The 20,338-nt window shown below is 58.6% G+C and carries 13 protein-coding genes; 2 read left to right on the top strand and 11 right to left on the bottom strand.

The window, feature by feature from the left end; genetic code table 11:
* Nucleotides 1–3 precede the first annotated feature (3 nt).
* Together bcsB (P6287_RS00640) and bcsC are read left to right on the top strand one after the other, a co-directional pair.
* Nucleotides 4–2,289 (top strand): cellulose biosynthesis cyclic di-GMP-binding regulatory protein BcsB, encoded by a 2,286-nt coding sequence (gene bcsB, locus P6287_RS00640; RefSeq protein ID WP_277974355.1) that lies wholly within the window; start codon nt 4–6, stop codon nt 2,287–2,289.
* Nucleotides 2,282–5,671 carry a cellulose synthase complex outer membrane protein BcsC gene (gene bcsC, locus P6287_RS00635; protein WP_277974354.1) on the top strand — a complete coding sequence of 1,130 codons (3,390 nt, stop codon included), beginning with the start codon at nt 2,282–2,284 and terminating at the stop codon, nt 5,669–5,671. The genes bcsB (P6287_RS00640) and bcsC overlap by 8 nt, the downstream gene beginning before the upstream one ends.
* A 26-nt stretch (nt 5,672–5,697) precedes the next feature.
* Here bcsC and P6287_RS00630 read toward each other — a convergent pair whose 3' ends face one another.
* The 11 genes from P6287_RS00630 to dppD form a co-directional block, all read right to left on the bottom strand.
* Nucleotides 5,698–6,000, bottom strand: coding sequence for a BrnA antitoxin family protein (locus P6287_RS00630; RefSeq protein ID WP_192236869.1), 303 nt, complete (start codon nt 5,998–6,000; stop codon nt 5,698–5,700).
* Complete coding sequence (locus tag P6287_RS00625; RefSeq protein ID WP_110867898.1) at nt 5,987–6,280, bottom strand: BrnT family toxin; 294 nt, start codon at nt 6,278–6,280, stop codon at nt 5,987–5,989. The genes P6287_RS00630 and P6287_RS00625 overlap by 14 nt, the downstream gene beginning before the upstream one ends.
* 176 nt (nt 6,281–6,456) lie before the next feature.
* A complete protein-coding gene (locus P6287_RS00620) occupies nt 6,457–7,461 on the bottom strand; it encodes a glycosyl hydrolase family 8 (RefSeq protein WP_277974353.1) in 1,005 nt (334 codons plus the stop codon).
* Nucleotides 7,462–7,470: 9 nt separating this feature from the next.
* On the bottom strand, nt 7,471–7,917 hold the full coding sequence (bcsD, locus tag P6287_RS00615) for a cellulose biosynthesis protein BcsD (protein ID WP_110867897.1): 447 nt from the start codon (nt 7,915–7,917) through the stop codon (nt 7,471–7,473).
* Nucleotides 7,917–11,720 (bottom strand): cellulose biosynthesis protein BcsC, encoded by a 3,804-nt coding sequence (locus P6287_RS00610; RefSeq protein WP_277974352.1) that lies wholly within the window; start codon nt 11,718–11,720, stop codon nt 7,917–7,919. Before P6287_RS00610 ends, bcsD begins: the two co-directional genes overlap by 1 nt.
* A gap of 11 nt (nt 11,721–11,731) precedes the next feature.
* Entirely contained in the window at nt 11,732–14,263 is a 2,532-nt protein-coding gene (gene bcsB, locus P6287_RS00605) for a cellulose biosynthesis cyclic di-GMP-binding regulatory protein BcsB (RefSeq protein ID WP_277974351.1), read from the bottom strand.
* Entirely contained in the window at nt 14,260–16,365 is a 2,106-nt protein-coding gene (bcsA, locus tag P6287_RS00600; RefSeq protein ID WP_101763798.1) for a UDP-forming cellulose synthase catalytic subunit, read from the bottom strand. The genes bcsB (P6287_RS00605) and bcsA overlap by 4 nt, the downstream gene beginning before the upstream one ends.
* 54 nt (nt 16,366–16,419) lie before the next feature.
* Nucleotides 16,420–17,220 carry a cellulose biosynthesis protein BcsQ gene (gene bcsQ / locus P6287_RS00595; RefSeq protein WP_101763799.1) on the bottom strand — a complete coding sequence of 267 codons (801 nt, stop codon included), beginning with the start codon at nt 17,218–17,220 and terminating at the stop codon, nt 16,420–16,422.
* A complete protein-coding gene (gene bcsO / locus P6287_RS00590) occupies nt 17,211–17,870 on the bottom strand; it encodes a cellulose biosynthesis protein BcsO (protein WP_277974350.1) in 660 nt (219 codons plus the stop codon). Before bcsO ends, bcsQ begins: the two co-directional genes overlap by 10 nt.
* A gap of 473 nt (nt 17,871–18,343) precedes the next feature.
* Nucleotides 18,344–19,354 (bottom strand): dipeptide ABC transporter ATP-binding subunit DppF, encoded by a 1,011-nt coding sequence (dppF, locus tag P6287_RS00585; RefSeq protein ID WP_137384884.1) that lies wholly within the window; start codon nt 19,352–19,354, stop codon nt 18,344–18,346.
* On the bottom strand, nt 19,344–20,330 hold the full coding sequence (dppD, locus tag P6287_RS00580; RefSeq protein ID WP_008104610.1) for a dipeptide ABC transporter ATP-binding protein: 987 nt from the start codon (nt 20,328–20,330) through the stop codon (nt 19,344–19,346). The genes dppF and dppD overlap by 11 nt, the downstream gene beginning before the upstream one ends.
* Nucleotides 20,331–20,338 lie beyond the last annotated feature (8 nt).

Below are 20,338 nucleotides of genomic sequence, written 5' to 3'. Positions count from 1 at the left end.
ACCATGACGAAAAAACTGAGTTGGTTCACCGCCCTGCTGCTGGGCTGCGTCTCTGTGGTGCAGGCCGCGCCGCTGACTTCTGGCGCCATGACTGCGCCGCAGCCGTTACCGGAGGTGAATGCGCGGGTCGACGCCAACGCGCCGCTGCGTGACAGCCAGCTGGTGTTTAATCAGGTCGCTCCGCCGCCCGGCAGCATGACGCTGCGCGGTACCGAACCGAGCAGCCAGATTGAGTTCGGCGTGCGCAGCGATGAAGTGGTGACGCGCGCGCTGCTGAATCTGAGCTATCGTCCCTCGCCGGCGCTGATTCCGACGCTGTCGCAGCTCAAAGTCTATCTCAACGATGAACTGGTGGGATTGGTGACGGTCACCGCCGAGCAGCTCGGCAAAGAGAACCAAACGCAAATCCCTATCGATCCGCGCTTTATCAGCGACTTCAACCGCGTGCGGCTTGAGCTGGTAGGTCACTATGCCAACGTATGTGAAAACCCGGCCAACAGCACCATCTGGCTGGATATCGGCAAAGCCAGCAAACTCGATTTGACGCTGCAGAAGCTGCCGCTGAAGAACGATCTGTCGCATTTCCCGGAGCCGTTCTTAGATACGCGCGACAGCCGTCCGTTGCAGCTGCCGATGGTTTTCAACGCCCCGCCGAATCTGCTGCAACAGCGTGCGGCCGGGATTCTGGCTTCCTGGTTTGGCAGCAAAGCGCAGTGGCGCGGACAATCTTTCCCGGTGCTGTATAACCAGCTGCCCAAAGAGCAGCATGCGGTGGTGTTTGCCACCAACGATCATCGTCCCGACTTCCTGAAAGATCTGCCGCCAGTGGAGAAACCGACGGTGGAGATGGTGAATCAGCCGGACAATCCGTACGAGAAGATGCTGCTGATCCTCGGCCGTGACGATAATGACCTGCTGACCGCCGTCGAAGGCATTGCGCAAGGCCAGCTGCTGCTGCGCGGCGACAGCTCAACCATCGACAGCGTAAAACGGCTGGCCGCACGCCAGCCGTACGACGCGCCGAACTGGGTGCGCACCGATCGCCGCACCACCTTTGCCGAGCTGACGCAGTATCAAAACCAGCTACAGGGCAACGGTTTGCAGCCGAATCCGATCAGCCTGACGCTGAATCTGCCGCCGGATCTGTTTTTGGTGCGCGCACGCGGCATCGATATGGATCTGCGCTACCGCTACACCTCGCCGATTCAGCAGGATGGTTCGCGCCTCGCGGTGCATCTCAACAATCAGTTCATGCAGGATTATCCGCTGACGCAGAAAGATACCGCCGGCCAGCAGCTGATGCGCATCCCGCTGATGCAAGGTTTGCAGGACAGCAATCGCCAGTTGACCATTCCGGCGCTGCGCCTCGGCGTAGTGAATCAGCTGCGCTTTAACTTTGATTACGCCAACACCTTTATTGGCGGCACCGCCGATGGCCGCTGCGAAACCGTCACCGCCGTCGGGCATCACGTGGTGATCGACGATACCTCGAGCATCGATTTCTCCGGCTATCGTCACTACATCGAAATGCCGTCGCTGGGCGCCTTCGCCAACGCCGGTTTCCCGTACAGCCGCTACGCCGATCTGGCGCAAACGCTGGTGCTGGTGCCATCCAGGCCGAGCAATGATGAAGTCAGCACGCTGCTGAATGCGCTCGGCAGTATCGGCGCACAAACCGGTTATCCGGCGCTGCGCGTGCAGATGAGCGATGACTGGAGCAAAGCGAAATCGGCGGATGCGGATATGTTGATGATCGGCGGCATTCCGCAGGATCTGCAGGACGACACGAAGATCCCGCTGCTGGCCGATGCCGCCCGTAGCTGGATCAGCATGCCTGCACGCAACAACGCAGCAGCCAACGTACCGATTTCTGACAGTGAACGCGCGGTAGAAAGCCAAACCATCATTAGCTCACGCGGGCCGATGGGCGCGATTGTCGGCTTCCAGTCACCGTTTAACGATCAACGCAGCGTCGTGGCATTGCTGGCCGACAGCCCACGCGGCTGGGAATTGCTGAATAACGCGCTGCTCGACAGCGGCAAACGCGCGGCAGTGTTCGGTACCGCCACGGTGATCCGTGAATCGGGCGTTAACAGCATCCGCGTCGGCGATACCTATTACGTCGGTCACCTGCCGTGGTGGGAACGCCTGTGGAATCTGCTGGCCACCCATCCGGTGTGGCTGGCGATTTGCGCGGTGGTGGTCGTGGTTCTGTTTGCGCTGATGGCGTGGCGTTTAATGCGCATGGTCAGCCGTCGCCGTCTGGCCGAGCTGGATAACGATGAATAAGCTGCAGCTGGGATTGCTGATCAGTAGCACGCTCGGGGTGTTGGCAGGCGCGACAGCCGCCCCGAGCGGTCTCCAGGTTTCGCCGGTTGAGTGGCTGCTAATGCAGATTCGTACCGGCGAATCGACCAACAAAATCGATCTGGTACAGCAATCGCTCTATCGACTGGAAAAAATCGATCCTGATAATCCGCAGGTGCTGGCGGCGCAAATCCGCATGGCACTGCGCCAGGGCGACCAGGCCAAAGCGCAAAAACTGCTGGATGAACTGAAGCGCGTGGCACCGAATGCCGCCGCCACGCGTGAATCAGCAGCCGGCTTGCGTCTGGTGACTGCGGAAGGGCGTCAGCAGCTGCAGCAGGCGCGACTGCTGGCCACCGCCGGGCACGTCGTCGAAGCCAAAGCCGCGTGGGACACGCTGTTCCACGGCGTGTTCCCCGATGTGAATACCGAGCTGGAGTATTGGCGGCTGGTGGCGCGTTTACCCGGCCAGCAGCCGCAAGCGTATCAACAGTTGCAGGCGCTGGAACAGCGCTATCCCGGCAACATCGGCGTAGAACTGCAGCTGGCGCGCATGGCGTTTGATAACAATCAGCCGGGCGAAGCCTTCACCCAGTTGCGTCGTCTCGCCAACCGCAACGGCGGGCGTGATGCCGCTTCCGAGCTGTGGCTGCAGCAGATCCAGAATCAGCCGGTGAGCGAAAGCAGCGTCGCCAGCCTGCAGCAATATCTGCAAACCTTTACCGAAGGCGATGCCCAGCAGCGCGGTCAGCAAGAGCTGGCGCGTCAGCAACAACTGCTCGCCGATCCGGCGTATCGCCAGCGGATGCGTGGCTTAGCGCTGGTGGATGCCGGAGGCGGCGCCAATGCGATTGCCGCGCTCAATGCCGCGCTAACAGCCAATCCCAACGATGCTGAATTGATGGGCGCGATGGGCCAGGCGCAGGCGCGAGCCAACAATCGCGCCGCCGCCATTCGCTGGCTGGAGAAAGCGATACAGGCCGGTCAGGCCAGCACGCAGATCGGCAAATGGCAGTCGCTGCTGCAAACCAACCGTTACTGGTTGGCGATCAACAACGGTGATGCGGCGCTGAAAAAAGGCGATATCGCCGCGGCGGAAGGCTATTACCGCAGCGCGCAAGGGTTGGATAATCGCGATAGCTGGGCGCTGATTGGCTTGGGTGATGCCGCGCTGGCGGGTAAAAATTCTGCGCAGGCAGAGCGTTATTGGCAGCAGGCGCTGCGCTTAGATCGCAGCAATAGCACGGCGAAACGTCGTCTGCTACAGCTGCGCACTGATGCGCTGATGGCCGAAGCCGATGCGTTGGCGCAGCAAGGCCAATGGCATCAGGCGGCGGAGAAGTATCGCCAGGTAGCGCAGGCGAATCCTGATGATATCTGGCTGGTTTATCGACTGGCTGGCGCGCTGCGCAATGGCGGCGAAGAAACTCAGGGCGCGCAGGTGATGGACGCGATGGTGCGCCAGCATCCACAGGAACCCACAGCGCTGTATGCATCGGCGCTGTGGCTGGCTTCTGGCGACCGCGATGACGCGGCGCTGGCCACCTTGCATCGCCTGCCCACTGCGCGCTGGGACAGCAACATGCACGAGCTGGCCGATCGTCTCGAGCAGGACAAGGTGTTTACCCGCGCCAGTGATTTACGCACGCGCGGCGATGAAACGGCGGCGATTGCGCTACTGCAACAGCAACCCGCTTCTATCCGCCGCGATATCACGCTGGCCGATTGGGCGCTGGAGCGCGGCGACGCCCGCCGCGCGCTGGCGAACTATCAAAAGGTGTTGCAGCAAGACCGTAAAAACGGCGATGCGGCGCTGGGTCGTATCGAAGCCTTGATCGCCTTAAAACGCCCTGCAGAAGCGCAACGCGCGTTACAAGCCTTGCCGCCCGGCGTGGCGCAGCAAAGCGTGAACAGCGGTCGCCGCGTGGCGCTCGCCTGGCAAAACAGTGGCGATGCGGTGCGTGCTCAACAGATTTTTGCTGAGCTGAAAACCCGCGCGACGCAACAGGCCGCGTCACAGGAAAAAGCGTTGGTGTTTCGCGATGCGGCGCGGCTGGAAACACAGCTGCAACAACCCGCACAAGCGCAGCAGGATTATCAACGGGCGATGGCCGCGAGCGGCATCAGCCCGGATGTGCCACAGGATAACGATCGTTATACGCAATTAACCCGCAATCAGGCGCAGGATGACTGGCTGAAACGCAGCATCCGCAGCGACGCCGCCGATCTTTATCGTCAGCAGGACACCACGTTCACGCTGGAGCAGGATTACTCGCGCAACAAAGGCAACGGCGGCACTTCCGATTTCACCGCCCATACCACCATGATGCAGGCGGAAACACCGCTGGCCGATGGCCACAGCTTTGTGCGTGTCGATCATGTGCGGGTTTCAGCCGGCACTTTCTCCACCAGCAACGGCAGCCACAGCGAGCAGTTCGGCAGCTGTAACGATGACAATTCCGGCGGATGCAGCCGCGACTTTACTCAGCGCGATGAAGGTACCGCGCTAGGCGTGGGCTGGCATAACGATCGCTGGTCGGCAGACTTCGGCACCACGCCGCTCGGCTTCGAGACCCGCAACTGGGTCGGCGGCGTCAGTTGGAAAACCGACGTCAAAGACATTGGCCTGACGTTCACCGCATCACGCCGACCGATCTCCAGCTCGCTGCTGGCGTACGCAGGCGCGCGCGATCCCGCGGCAAACGGCGGCAAAACCTGGGGCGGCGTGGTGGCAACCGGCGGCTCGCTCGGACTGAGTTATGATCAGGGCGGCGCGCATGGCGTGTGGGGCGATATCAGTGCGCATCAACTCAGCGGTGATAACGTGGCGGATAACAGCCGCGAGCGCCTGATGGCGGGCTATTACTACAAGCTGATTAATGAAAATAATCGCCGCGCCACCGTGGGCCTGAACAGCATGCTGTGGCATTACCAGAAGAATCTCAGCGACTACACCTTCGGTCAGGGCGGCTATTACAGCCCGCAGCAATATTTCTCGCTGTCGCTGCCGGTGACCTATCGCCAGCGCACAGAGAACTGGTCGTTTGATCTCGGCGGCTCGGTTTCCTGGTCGCAATCGCATACCGACGGGCAGCAGCGCTATCCGGTCAATCCTGGCTTTACGCTGGCGTCGAATCCCACCTCAGACAGCAGTTCGGGTAGAGGTTTTGGCTACACGCTGCAGGCGCTGGTGGAGCGACGCATTACGCCGCATTGGTCGGTGGGCCTGGCGATGGATATACAGCAAGCGAAAGATTACACCCCAAGCCACGGTTTGATTTTCATGCGCTACTCAATGTCCGGCTGGAATGGCGATATGGATATGCCGCCACAACCGCTGACGCCGTATGCGGATTTTGAATAGCGGCGGCTTGTTAAGCCGCCCGGGCACTATTTGCTTTCTAATTCGCGCAGCATCGCCGCGCGCAAAATGGCGTTCAAACGCGTCTGGTACCCTTTACCCGGCGCTTTCAGCCACTCAAGCACATCCGCGTCAATTCTGACTGAAGCCTGTGTTTTAATCGGACGATAAAATCGCCCGCTGGAAGCACTGTTCCAGAAACGTTCATTTAACGGGGCGATTTCACCGCAATCAATCTCGCTATCCGGCTTTTGACTCAGCGCGTCCAGTTCAGATTGCAGGCTATCCGAAAGCGGCGGTAATTCGCTGCGTTTAAACCTAACCTTGCTCATAGCGTCTCCTCTCATTGCGCGTGGCAGGACGTGCACTAATGATGCGAATAATCTCAGTGCCCTGCTCGAAACGTACCGTGTGGGCCACCAAAATAATAATATGGCCCATAACATTACCTATTGATTGCCAGCGATATTCGCCATTCTCACAACGATCCTGGCTAGACAGATGAAAAGGATCATCAAACACGCGCACGGCAATTTCGAAGCGGATGCCATGCTTGCGGTGATTAGACTCTGCTTTGCTAAGGTCCCACTCAAATTCCAGTTCCGTTTGCATTTTACCATACACTTTTGTCTATACATTTTAGCATGACAAATTTGCATGTGTGTCAGTGCTGCCATTTTGATCGCGTTCAAGAAATCAAAGATAAGCAGCACAATGAAATGAGATTCAGACAAGGCTGGAAAATATGGCCTGGCCGCCATTTATGTCGACCAGGCCAAAAATGAGATTTAGCGCTTTTCCTGATATGCCAGCCAGGTCAGCAGCTGCAGGCTGGCGGAAAAGTAGTTTTGATCCGCTGCCAGCGTGTCATTGAGATACTGAGTTTGGCCCAGGGTTAAATCGCGCACCGCAATCAATCCCCCCTCCATGTTGTACGGCGCTGGCGTGTTGCCCAACACATCATACCAGGCGGGCGTGGTCATGCGCGCCGAACCTTGCCAGACACGCTGGAACGGCACCAGACGCAGGCTTTGCGGGTCGTACCACCAGATATTTAGCGGAATACGGATCGCGTCATAGCTGAAGCGATTGGAATAGCCGACCGCCGGTGCCACAGAACCATCAGCATTCAGCGCCACCCAATCGAGCGGCAGGCCGGTTTTGCCGAAGTGCATATCACCCAGCAAATCCATGCCGTCATCAATCAGCTCATTCCAGATACGCAGATGGCTGTGTTCCGCAAATTCGCGCCAGGCCTCAAACAGGAAATAAGAGGGATTAAGCACCACGTAGCTGGTTTTGTTGAAGCCCTGCGCGCCCGGCAGCATCACTTTATGTCCGCCGTAGCTGATCACATTCAGCTTGACGATCGCACGCTGAATGCGGTCGGAGGCCTGCTGATAATCGCCGCCCCACTTCTGTGCCGCACGTTGCAGCGCCCAGGCAATCAGTACATCACCATCGGAAGCGTTGTTTTTGTCGGCAATCGGATCGGCGGCGCCTGGCGTGTAGCGCCAGTAGAACAGATCGTTTTGCGGATTACGCAGATGGCTGCGCGTCCACTGCCACAGCAGATCGAAAGTGGCGCGATCGTCATGCGCCACCGCCAGCAACATGCCGTAGCCTTGCCCTTCGGTATGGCTAACGTTATTGTTGGCCGTATCGCTAATTCGGCCATCGCTGCCCATAAAACGGCTTTTATAGGTACTCCAGCCATCTGCGGCCGCCTGAGCGCTAAAAAACATCACCATGAAACACAGCATCCATTGACGCCAGAACCGCATCACTCTCATTACAGCATCCTATTGATATCGATAGTGCAGCGTGCCGCCGTCGTTGTTCTCCAGCATCACCGGCACCGCCGCGCTGCCGCCTTGTGCCTGCAGCCATTGTGCATACACGCCCGCCAGCACCGCGCTCAACGCCAGCTGCCAACGTTCAACACCGACGTTGCTGTCGCCCTGCGGCAGCGCGTGGTGCTGAATCAGAATGGCATTCTCCTGCGGCTGTAACTGCACAAAGCCCCAGTTAAATCGCGCCAGCTGCAAATTCATTTCACGCTCCAGATCCTGCACGGTGCGCGCATCGGGTAAAGGATAGCGTGTTGCCAGCGATACGCCGACGCCATTGAGAAAGCCTTCCGCTTCCTCGCCCGCGTTGTCCAGCATGCTCTCAATCATCGCGCTCACCAAATCAAACCAGCCCGGCTGATGCGGATGGCTGACGCGTGCGGTTACTTGCTCACTCATTAGTAATCTCCGAACATGTAACGGAAGTACAGATTGGCGGTGCTCTCGTTGTAATCGCCAAAGGTGTCGTAGCCGAGCTGACCGCCCACGGTGACATCTTTGTTGATCTTATAATCCGCACCGGCATGCAGGTTGTAGCCAATGCCGTTTTTGCTGTCGCCGCTGTAGAACGCATCCTTCACGTAGCCTTGATCGGCCAGACTTTGCAGCTGCGCCTGCAACGACGGATTATTCGGGAAGTAGGCGCTCTTATCCTGACTGTAGGATTGATAACCCACCGAACCGCCGACGTTCACTTTCAGATCGTCAAACTTGCGGCTGAATTCGATAGGGAACGACACCGACGCATAGTTCTGCGGGCTGAAGTAACCGCCCTGACCGTAGCTGAAGTAGCTGAGGTTTTTCGAGTAATCCATCCACGACAAGCTCATGCCGACTTTCAGCTCGCGATCGTCGAGGTGATACGGACGCACATACGCGCCTGCGGTCGCCTGCACGCTGTTGTTGCTCGCCACGTTTTCGCCGATGTAGCTGTACGCGCCGCCGCCGACATAAAAACCGGCATCGCCGTTGTCGTAACTCAGCAAGGCGTTACCGCCGTTTTTAGTCACGCGGCCCCAGCGTTTACCGCTGGTTTTGTCTTCGACGCCGACATACGACAGCAAGCTGTCGGTCATCGCGCGGCGTTCACCGGTAAGGATCAGCGTCAGGAAGTCGGTCAGCTTCGGCGACCACTGCACGCCGCCAACCAGCGTACTCAAGTCCTGACCCAGCGGCGTGCTGCCGAGGTCAATCTTGTAGCTGTCGCCCTTCAGCGCCATGTTCAGCTCCACGCCGGTCGCGGATTGCGAATCGGTGGTGGAGTTGGGCGTATCATCAATTTTCGCCGCACCGGTGGCAACCACATTGCCCTGCACCAGCGCGTTGGTGCCGAATCGACGCCATGCGTCGCCACCGGCGCTGCCGGCGGTGAGGGAAACCGGCGTCATGGTGAAGTCGAAGCGCGACTCGCCAAACGGCACGGTGGAGAAGGTGAGCGGCGCTTTGGCTTCGGTGAGTTTGCTCAAGCCTGATTCGCCATCACGACCGCGTACCTGCATTTCACCCTGCACCCAGGTGCCGGTTTTCTCTTGCAGGTCATCCATCATGTTGTCGATTTGGCGCAGCGTCTGGCTCTGCTGAACCGCCGGGGTGTTGCTCGCCAGCGTCACGCCTTCGGCGCTGCTGGTAGCCGCCGGTGCCGACTGCCACGGCATCACCGCGCCATAGCTGGAAGGCGTACGCCCCACCGGCGAGGTGCCGCGATTGATAAACGGATTGTCGGCCAGCGCCAGACCACCGACGTTTGGCACGCTGCCGGTTTCTGCGCCCTGCAGACCAATCAGCTGACCGCGCGCGGTGCGCAGGTAGCTCATCGCCTGGCTGTGTTCGCCGTTGGCTTCGGCCACGCGGGCTAACAGCAGCAAGCGATCCGGCGACTGCTCGTTGCGCAGGCCGCGCGTTAAGGTATTGGCTTTGTTGACGTCATTCTGCGCCAGCGCCACGTTGATGGCGCCGGTGCGCGCGTCTTGCGTTGGCGTATCCTGCGTCATCAGGTAGTCGTACACCACGCCCGCTTCTTTATTCATCTTGCCGGACTGGTAGAGTCGCGCCATGGCGAACATCAGATCGCGGTTCTGCGGATCGTGCTGCAGCGCGCCCACCAGCTTGTCGTAAGCGGCGGCGTACTGTTTCTGCTCGCGCAGACGATCCACTTCGTTGATCACGTAGCCGTTGCGGATGCCCGCCAGCTGGGTTGGCGTGCTGCGTGCCTGCAGTTCCGGGCTGCTGAGGAAGCTCTGCGCTTCGGTATTCAGCCCGGCCTGATTCAGCACCGCCACCTGCGCGGCGTAATCACCGGCATTGCCCTGAATGCCGCGCTGCATGTTGCTGCGCACAACGGACACCGCGCTGGTGAGATCGCCGGCTTTCGCCAGCTTCTGCGCCAGGTTACCGGCATCCACCGGATTGGCGGGCGGCGTAGAGGCCAGCGCGCGCAGGGTGTTGGCCGCTGCCGCGTTCGAGCCCTGCGCCAGATACTGATCGGCGGTAGCCATCTGCAGGTTGAAGTTGACGCGCTGCGCCAGCTCGCGCATATCGCTGTTTTTGCTGCTGTTGGGAATGCGAGACAGCAACTGACTCGCCTGCTGCCACGCGCTGCTTTCGCTGGCGTTTAACGCACCCGCATAGAGTTCGGTGGTGCTGGCGCCGCTGCGCAGGGTGGGCTGCATGATATTGGCCGCCATCATGTTGTTGCCCTGCGCGCGGTAGAGACGTGCCAGATCGAGACGCAGCCAGCCATCGTTGGGATAGCGCTGAATACCCGAGGTCAAGGTGGCGATAGCCGCGCTGTTATTGCCCGCCGCCACTTCACGCTTGGCCTGCGCACGAATCGGATCGGTGCTGCTGCCGCGCGGTGCCACGCTTTGGCGCACGCTGTCGGGCAGTGATGCCAGCAACGTATTGGCTTCTGCGCCACGGTTCTGCTGACGCAGCACGTAGAACAAGCCCTCTTTGGCGTTGCGGTTATTGGCATCGCTTTGCAGGATGGCGCGATAGGTTTGCTCCGCCTGATCGAGCTGATTGCTGCGACGCTGCACATCGGCACGGAACAGTTTGGCAGAGACGCCTTTGTCGCCGTCGGCCTGCGCCAGCGGTTCGCTCAGCGCCAACGCCTGCGCGCTGTCGCCATTTTTCAGCGCCTGCTGCGCGGAGGCCAGCTGCGCGTAGAAGCGTGCATCGGCGGCCTGCTTCTGGCGCGTGTCGCTCTGATCGCCACCCATCTGCGCCGCGCGCGTCAGGTAATCCGCCGCTTCGGCATAACGCCCGGCGCGCTGGGCCACATAGCCCATACCGGCCAGCGCATCCGCATCTTGCGGATTAGCTTGCAGTACTTTCTCAAAGTTGTTCTGCGCGTTGCTGACGTCGCCGCTGTTCAGCGCGGTAAAGCCTGCGCCCTTCTCCGCACCGCCAACGTTTTTACGGTAGTAATCCAGCACCGCGTTGTCTTGCGGATGGCGCTGCTGCCAGGTTTGGTACAGCGACGCATCGGACGCCTGCGGACCCAGCCACAACAGCGCCTGACGCAGCGAACGGTCCGCTTCTTTGTTGCCGTCTGCCAGGCTGCCGAGCACATCGATACCCTGACGACGCGTTGCTTCCTGATAGGTCAGCGCTTTACCCAGCGCCAGCTTGGCGCCGGTATCCTGCGGATGATCGGCGGAGAACTGACGCAGCGCTTCAACCGCCTGCGGCAGCAGCGAGCGATCGCCCGCCATGGTCAGATAATATTCGGCTGCCACGCTCGGCGGCGGTTCGTTGCCGCTGAAGGTGTTACGCCAGGTTTGCAGCGACGCCGCGATGTTGCCGCTGCGTGCCTGCTGGCGCGCTAACTGCAGCTGCGCCTGCGGAATGGTTTGCAGCTGGCGGGCGTTATCCAGCTCGGTGAGATGCGGATCGTTCGGCGAGGCCGCGCTCAGGCGCGCACGCCACTGCGCCGCCTCCGCCGTGCCGCCGCTCTGCTGTGAATAGAGCGCCAGCAGATAAAGCGCCTGCGTGTTGTTGGGCTCAACCATCAGCACTTTCTGCAGCGAGGCTTTGGCCAAATCGTCATGCGCTTTCTGGTGCCAGTAAGCCGCCTGATCGAACAGCGCCTGTAACGCAGGATTACTGCTCTCCGCCGCCAGCAGCGGCTGAGAGAGCGTCAGCGCGCCACCCAGAATCAAGGCATGGCGAATACCGGCACTTAACAGATGTTTTTTCATTGTTTTTATCCTTACTTCTTGCCGGACTTGCTATCAACTTTTGGGTTGAGACGACGCCACGCATGACGTTTCAGCATCACCCACGCACCGCCGCCGACCAACGCTGAAAGCAGCAGCGCCGCCAGCGCCATCAGCACCGAGTGCTGGTTGGCATACCACACCACCATCATGTACCACGGCATTTCGCCGCTCGGGAATTGTGGGCCAACGCGGAAGCTGCGGATGCCGTTCTCATCGGTGATGATGGCGGTATCGCCGCGAATTCCGGCGTTAATGCGCGCGGAATTCAAATCTTCATGCAGGCGCAGCAGTTGCTGATCGCTGGTCGCCACCGTCATCACCACTAAGCGATCCGGGTTCCACGGCGAGCGATAGCTGACAAAGCCGCGCCACGCTTCGTTGGAGGAGAAGTAACGATCGGCATCCAGCGGCTGGCGATACCAGTCGCCGGTCAGCCAGCCGCGCAGTTTGTCCCAGGTGGTGGGCTCTTTCACACCCAGCGTGTTGCCGCTGGTATCGAACGGCGTGTTGGCCAGCATGGCCTGGTTGAAGTCGTTGTTCTGCGTGGTGCTGACCGCCAGCAGATCGCTCTGCTGCAGGCGCGTCATGTTGGTGCCGCCGTTTGGCAGGCCAAACAGCACCTGATTTTGCAGCAGCGGCACGCCGGTAGCGTTACCGGCGCGTGAGGCCATATCCAGCAGCGTGGCGATCTCCGCATCGCTTGGTTGTTCCGGCAACAGCAGCGTGGTCTGCGAGAAGTCCGCCAGACGCGAGAACGGGAACGAAGCGCCAACAAAGTAAGAGAGATTCGGCAGCATGGTGAAGTGGCGCGTGTGGCTCAGATCGATCCACGAATCCTCTTCGATGCGGCTCTTAATGTTGTTGTTCAGCAGCACGCCGCACGGCGCATCCGCTTTCGGCTTGATGTTGAAGTAGAGCGCCAGCTGATTGTCACCGTAAATCAGGTACGGTTCGAGCTTCAGGGTGTAATGCTCCTGACGCGCGTCGCCGCCCAGCCGATGCCAGGCGCTCTCCAGCAAACCGACTTTATTCACCGTAAGATTGCGCAGGAACGTGCCGTTAATCATGACGTTGAGGAACGAGTTGTCCTCATCAATCCAGCTTTCGGATGGGAAGCGATAGTGCAGCTCCACCGGAATGGTGTCGCCATCCCACAGGAACAGGTCTGGCGCCGCGCGGAAGTTGACGCTCAGCGCATCGTGCCAGATGCCGGTGGTGGTCAGGCTCTGATCTTTGCGCAGCAGTTCGCTCAAACGCACCGGGCGCATGGTGTTGATCCAGCGCGGCGCATCGTACGGCTTACGTTCACCTATCGGCTGCGGCTGCACGTTAAGGCTGCTGGCATCGGTCGCCAACGGCTGAGTGGTTAAACGGTTAGCGGCCTGACGTAGCTGATCGTCATTTGCGCCCACCACCAGCAGCAGTTTGTAGACCGGATTGTTCGGGTTATCGATCACCTGCAGCAGCGGACCACTGGTGGCTGGCAAGGTTACGGTACCAATTTTGTCGCCCGGATGGCCGACCAGAATGCCGTTGTGTTCAGGCAGATCGCCGCGCACCACCGGGAAACGGATGCCACGATAATCCGACTGAATGCCCATCCACGATGCCACCAGCGCAGCGGCGCTGATGCTGTCCGGCGCGAGATTGGCGGCAAAGCCAAAGGTGACGCTGGCGGGCGTCATGCGCTGCGCATCGATAAACGGACGCGGGAAGTTACGCAGGCTGGTGCCGATGTTCAGCTGCTGCCCTTCGAGGCTCAGCGTGGTCTTCGGCAAAATCGATACCTGATACTGCTGCGCGCTCTCTTTCTCGCACAGCAGCTTGTCGGCATCGTTAATCTTGAAGCTGAGGTTATTGCTGGACACCACCATCGCCGCCGGAATATCCAGCTGGTAATCGCTGACATCGCTGTCGCTGGCGCCCAAAGGCAAGGTACCCAGCGGCTGACCGTTCAGCATCAGCTGCAGCGAGGTGTTACGCGCGGCCAGCGCCGCCGAGACGCGCAGCGACAGATTAAGACGCGCGTTGGTGATCACTTCATCGCTGGGCAGCGTGAACATGATGCCGGATTGCAGCTGGCCGCCGGTCAACGTAATGCCGCGCGGCTGGCCCATTTGCGCCACCGAAACGGTGCTGCTGATTGGCTGGTTAAGCGTCACGGAAGACGTTTCTGGCATCATCGCCGGTGCGGTTGGCGCTACCGTTGGCAGCACCATTTCTGGTGCGGCAGCAGGTTCGCTGGACGCAGGTTCAGCAGGCGTGTTGTTTTCCGTTGTCGATGCGGCTTCCGGTGCGGTTTCGGGAGCGGTTTGCGGTGCGGTTTCCGCTGGCGCATAAGGTGCAGCGCCCGCTGCCTGTTGCAGCTGCGGATCGGCAGCGCTTTCGATGCCTTGCGGCGGCGGCACGTCTGAAAGTGCAGCGCTATCCTGAGTGACTGGCGGGGTTTCGGCCCACGCTGGCGCGAGCAGCAGCGCCGTTGCCAGCGAGCTTGCCAGCAACCTTTGCGTCAAATTCTTCATGCAGCGCTGTCCTCTTTTACTGCGGGCTGGTTGTCACGCTTACGCTTCTCACGGCGATCTTTCCAGGTCAGCCAGAACAGCTCAAAGACGGTACGAATAATGGTGCCAAGCGAAACCAGTGGATTGTCTTGCTTATACTCCGGCTGAATCCACGCATCGGCACGCGCCAGTACCACGCGCACCAGCTCACGGCGGCGCGACAGCGGCATATCGCCAAAGCGCAGACGGATGCTCTCCTCATCGCCGGAGATTTTGTTCACCGGAATGGTGATGGTGCCCGACTTCAGCAGCAGATCGATCTCTTCAATTTCATCGTGCTCGTGACGATTGTCCGGCGCATCCAACTGCGCGCCGCCCATCGACAGATCGCTGGTTTTCGTGCGTGACGAGATGCCGCTGGCGTAGTGAATCACCGCCGGAATCTGCACTTCAATACGGATGGTTTTACGCACCTGCTTGGTTTCGCGCGCCACGGCAATCGCCGCCATCAGGATAACCAAACTGAAGACCGCCCAGCCGACGTTGAGCGCAATAACGTAAGGATCAACGCCAAAGTAGTCATGCGCGGTGGCGCGCACCACGCCCGCGATGATGCCGATCGACAGCAGCACCGCGACAATCACATGTGGACGCACGATGTGGAAGTCGAAGAAGCCCTGATCGAGCAGGCCGCCTTTATCCGTTACGTTAAACTTACCGCGCTTCGGTGCCAGCATGGTGAGCAGCGTTGGGATGACGAGGTGGAAGCACATCACGGTTTCGTAGATTTCGCCCCAGAAGGTGTAACGGAACTTGCCGTTCATTCGCGAGTTGACGTAGAGGGACATCACCAGATGCGGCAGGACGTAGGCGAAAATCAGTGAGGCTGACGAGTGAATGATATTCAGGTTGAACAGCAGGTAGGCCAGCGGTGCCGTCAGGAACGCCACGCGCGGCAAGCCAAACTGGAAGTGCAGCATGGCGTTGAGGTAGCACAGACGCTGCTGCCACTTCAATCCACGGCCAAACAGCGGATTATCAACGCGGAAGATCTGCGTCATGCCACGCGCCCAGCGGTTACGCTGCACGACGTGCAGGCCAAGACGCTCGGTCGCCAGACCGGCCGCCAGCGGAATCGCCAAAAAGGCCGATCCCCAACCGCGACGCTGCATTTTCAGCGCGGTATGCGCATCTTCGGTCACGGTTTCCACCGCAAAACCACCGATCTCTTCCAGCGCGCTACGGCGAATCACCGCACAAGAACCGCAGAAGAAGGTGGCGTTCCAGTTATCGTTACCCTGCTGCACCGGGCCGTAGAACAGTGAACCTTCGTTCGGGATGCTGCGGGCCGCGCGCAGGTTACGCTCGAACGGATCCGGTGAATAGAAGTAGTGCGGGGTTTGCAGCAACGCCAGCTTTGGGTCTTTCAGGAACGGACCGACCGTCGCCTGCAGGAAGGTGCGCGTGGCCACGTGATCGCAGTCGAAGATGCAAATCAGCTCACCTTTGGTGATCTTCATCGCGTGGTTGAGGTTACCGGCTTTAGCGTGATTATTGTCGTCACGGGTGATGTAACCCACGCCAACATCGGCGGCAAATACCGCGAACTCACTGCGCTTACCGTCATCCAGCAAATAGACCTTCAGCTTGTCGCGCGGGTAATCAATACACTGCGCCGCCAGCACGGTATCACGCACCACATCGAGGCTTTCGTTGTAGGTTGGAACATAAACATCCACCGTCGGCCACAGGCTGGTATCATCCGGCAAAGGTTCGATGGTGCGTTTTAATGGCCAGGTGGTTTGCAGGAAGCCGAGAATTAAGATCAGCCAGACATAGAGTTCGGCCAGATATAAGCCGATACCGAGAATCGCTTCAATCTCAGAATTAAATTGCAGCGTCTCCGTAGTACGCCACCAGATATATCGGGTCGACATCAGCGCGGATAAGATAACCATAACGATGGTTATTTTGCGGCTTTTGCTGAAGCCCAGTAAAAACATCATCCCGATGCTGATTAAGCCAAATATATATTGCTTCTGGCTGTCCATAGGCGTGATGACGATTACCGCCGCCACCGGTGCAAGCACCAGCAGCAGCAGGTAAAACCCGAGTTTACTCATGATTCACCCTGAAGAAGCTGTGTTGTTATTATGTGGCCGGAGTCGGCCTCATTATTAATAGTGGCTGCGAAAAGGTGCCTGAACTTCGCCGTTACCCACGGTGATATCCAGGATATTGGCTACGCGTTTTGCCACTAATTCGATATCAAACGCAGCTGCAGACGCTGGGCTGAAATCATAAACCGATTGTTGCGAGGCATTGGCTTCCGCGACGCTTTCATCACGATGTACCACGCCTAATAAGTTCTCACCCAGGCGCTGCTGCATAAAAGCGGTGACTTCACGGCTAATATTGCGGCGGTTATCGCTCTGGTTAAGGACAAAATAGTGACCACGTTTATTATTCAGCGGTCGACCAATCATGCGGTCATTTTCTATTTGCGGCAGCAACGAGACCGATGCGGTATCCGCTAACATCACCACTAAATGCATATCGGCAAGTGCCTGCATTGCTTTAAGCGCCGGACCCGGACCGGGAGGAAAATCGGCGATAATCACCAGTCCCGGATAATTCAGCACCGTATCCAGCCCGCGTTTCAGGAAATGGGGATCTTTTACCAGATTTTCTTCAAAGCGTTCACGCTGCTCTTCGCTGACCTCGCCATACGGCATAACGAAAATATTGCCGCCGGTGGTCAGAATCGATTGGCTCCAGTCAGCCTGATCTTCAGAGCGTGCCACAAAGCCGCGACCATCATTCAGCGGTACACCGAAATGCAGGCGCAAGGCGTTCTGAACATCGAAATCGATTGCCAATACCTTGCTGCCAGCGCGAGCCAGACTCCACGCAAGGTTGGCCGCCATGGTGGTTTTCCCTACTCCCCCTTTTGGCGAGCACACACAAACTAACGGCATAGCGCAATCTTCTCCAGTAGCGGTTTTAACGGTGTTTCTTTTGACAGGTTAGCCGGCTCGGCTGGACGCGAGCGGAACAGCGCACCAAAGCGAGACGGGGCTGGCGCAGCCGGACGTGCCGGTTCAACCGCAGCGGCCAGGGTTGGCAGAGGCACTGGCGCGATTGGCGCGGGAGCTGCCGGTGCGGCAACAGCAGCAGGCTGAGCGGCTGGCGCGGCGGCAGGTTTTGCTGGTGGAAACAGTGAGGTTGTCGCCTGGCGCTCGACCCGCGTGGCTTTCGGCGCTAATGGCGTCGCAGAGGAGAGCGGCTTAACCGACGGCGCGGGCGGAAACAGCGATGAGCCGCTCTCCGGTTGCGCGGCGGCAGGTGCGTTCAGGCTATCGGGAATCGATGCGCGCGCCGGGGTGGCGGGTGCAGCCTGAGCCGGTTCCGGCGGTGCGCTGAATTCATCCCCGCGAATCGGCTGTGGTTGCGGCATATCAATGCGCTGACCGCTGCCTAATTCAGGCTCTTGTTCGGTGGTCAATTGACGCAGTAACGCCCACTGACTTTGATCGGCTTCCTGCGATTGACCGGACATATCCTTAAAAGCGATGTCAAGCGTCTGCGTTTTCTCTTTAAAACGCTGCAGATCGTCGTAATTCTTCATGATCAGAGCCTGTAAAAGCGGGAGGGAATTTTCCGCGAATATATCACACACATTAAAAGACGGTGAGACAAATCTGATTACTAAAACAGCGCATTCAATAAAAGAATTCTATCTTTAAGATTGAAAAAGCGGGAATGCAAAAAGCATGCAGTTATTTATGGACGGAGATTAATTAGTATCAATTAACAGAAATAATCACGCAGGAGATTTTAACCTAAGCTACTGAAAAACCTCTACTGCGCTGCAAGTTATGGATTTTATTCCACAGTGACATTGCTCACACAATGATGATGAAAATAGGAATTTGCCTTTACGCTATATATCTTAATCAGGACCAATTGTTCACAGATGCAGTGGCGTAATGCTTTTGTCAGGGCTTTAGCAGTAACCCTTTTTGTCGTTAATTTATCTCATGTATTAATCAGCAAAAAGAAAGGCTCCCGCAGGAGCCTTGATTCATTTATGGCAGTAATTTATGACACGCCTACCGGCTGATTTTCATCCTGATCCACCGCGAAGCAGGCGATTTGCTGATCGCCATATTGCTTCAGTTTTGGCTGCAGCTGAACGCAGGTGCCAAAACGACGACGGCAGCGCGCGTTAAACGCACAGCCCGGCGGCGGATTGAGCGGGCTTGGCAACTCGCCCGTCAGTTTGATGCGCTCGCGGCGATCGTCCGGGTTGAGGCGTGGTGTCGCCGACAGCAGTGCCTGCGTATAAGGATGACGCGGATTGCTGAAGATCGCCTCTTTGCTGCCCTTCTCAACGCAGCGGCCGAGATACATCACCATCACCTCATCGGCGATGTGTTCCACCACAGAGAGATCGTGCGAGATGAAGACGTAGGACAAGCCTAAATCCTGCTGCAAATCCATCATCAGATTCAGCACCTGCGCTCGCACCGACACGTCGAGCGCGGAGACCGGCTCATCGGCGATCAGCACATCAGGATCGAGCATCAAACCACGCGCAATAGCGATACGCTGACGCTGGCCGCCCGAGAACATGTGCGGATAGCGATCGTAATGCTCGGTTTTCAGGCCAACCTTCGCCATCATCTCCAGCGTTTTTTCCTTGCGCTCCGCTTTGGTCAGCGAGGTGTTGATCACCAGCGGCTCTTCCAGAATCTGGCTGATTTTCTTACGCGGATTGAGCGAGCCATACGGGTTCTGGAACACGATCTGAATTTTCTGGCGACGCAGTTTCTGCGCCTGCGGATCGTGTTTCAACAGATCCTGACCGTGCCAGAACAGCTGGCCTTCGGTCGGGGTTTCAATCATCGTCAGCAAGCGGCCCAGCGTGGATTTACCACAGCCGGATTCACCCACCACCGCCAGCGTTTTGCCGCGTTCGAGGTTGAACGAGACGCCATCCAGCGCTTTGACCAGACGTTCCTGGCCAAACAGACCTTTCTTCACCGGGTAGTGTTTTTTCAGGTCAATCGCCTGCAGCAGGTAATCCTGCTTATCGTTATCAAGACTCATAAGTCGGTCTCCCGGCATCATCCAGTGGGAAGTGACATTTGGCCTGGCGGCCAGGAATGTCGCGCAGCTCCGGCTCTTCGCGGCGGCAGCGATCGGTCACATACGGGCAGCGCGGATTTAACAGGCAGCCGGTTGGGCGGTCGTATTTACCCGGCACCACGCCAGGCAGCGAGGCCAGACGCGCTTTGTCGGCAGCAAACTCCGGCAGCGCGCGCAGCAAGGCTTGCGTGTAGGGATGACGCGGCGCTTTGAAGATATCCACTGCTTTACCGCTCTCCACCACTTGTCCGGCATACATCACGATGATGTGCTGAGCCGCTTCGGCCACCAGCGCCAGATCGTGGGTAATCAGGATCAGCGCCATGTTCTCCTGCTTCTGCAACTCCAGCAGCAGTTCGATGATTTGCGCCTGAATGGTCACGTCGAGCGCGGTGGTTGGCTCATCGGCGATCAGCAGTTTCGGTTTGCAGGCAATCGCCATCGCGATCATCACGCGCTGGCTCATCCCGCCCGATAGCTGGTGCGGATAGACATCCAGACGCGATGCCGGGTCGGGAATGCCCACCTGATCGAGCAGATCAATCGCACGCTGACGACGGGTACGTTTGCTGCCGCCCTGATGCACCTTGAGCGCTTCCATGATCTGGAAACCCACGGTGTAGCAAGGGTTGAGGCTGGTCATCGGGTCCTGGAAGATCATCGCTACTTCGGCGCCCACCAACTGGCGGCGCTCTTTTTCGGAGATTTTCTGCAGGTCGCGCTGATTGAATTCCAGTTTCTCGGCCATCACGCGGCCGGGATAATCAATCAGGCCCATGATCGCCAGCGAGCTGACCGATTTACCGGAACCGGATTCCCCGACGATGCCTACTACCTGGCCTTGCTCGACCTGATAGCTGATGCGGTCAACCGCACGGAACGGTGTTTTTTCGTCGCCGAAATGCACCGATAATTTGTCTACATTTAATAACGCCATCTCGGTGC

It is taken from the genome of Pantoea sp. X85, assembly GCF_029623675.1.
GTDB classification, from domain to species: domain Bacteria; phylum Pseudomonadota; class Gammaproteobacteria; order Enterobacterales; family Enterobacteriaceae; genus Pantoea; species Pantoea leporis.
Note: the sequence above shows the minus strand (reverse complement) of the source record. Positions and strands in the feature narration are given on the sequence as shown.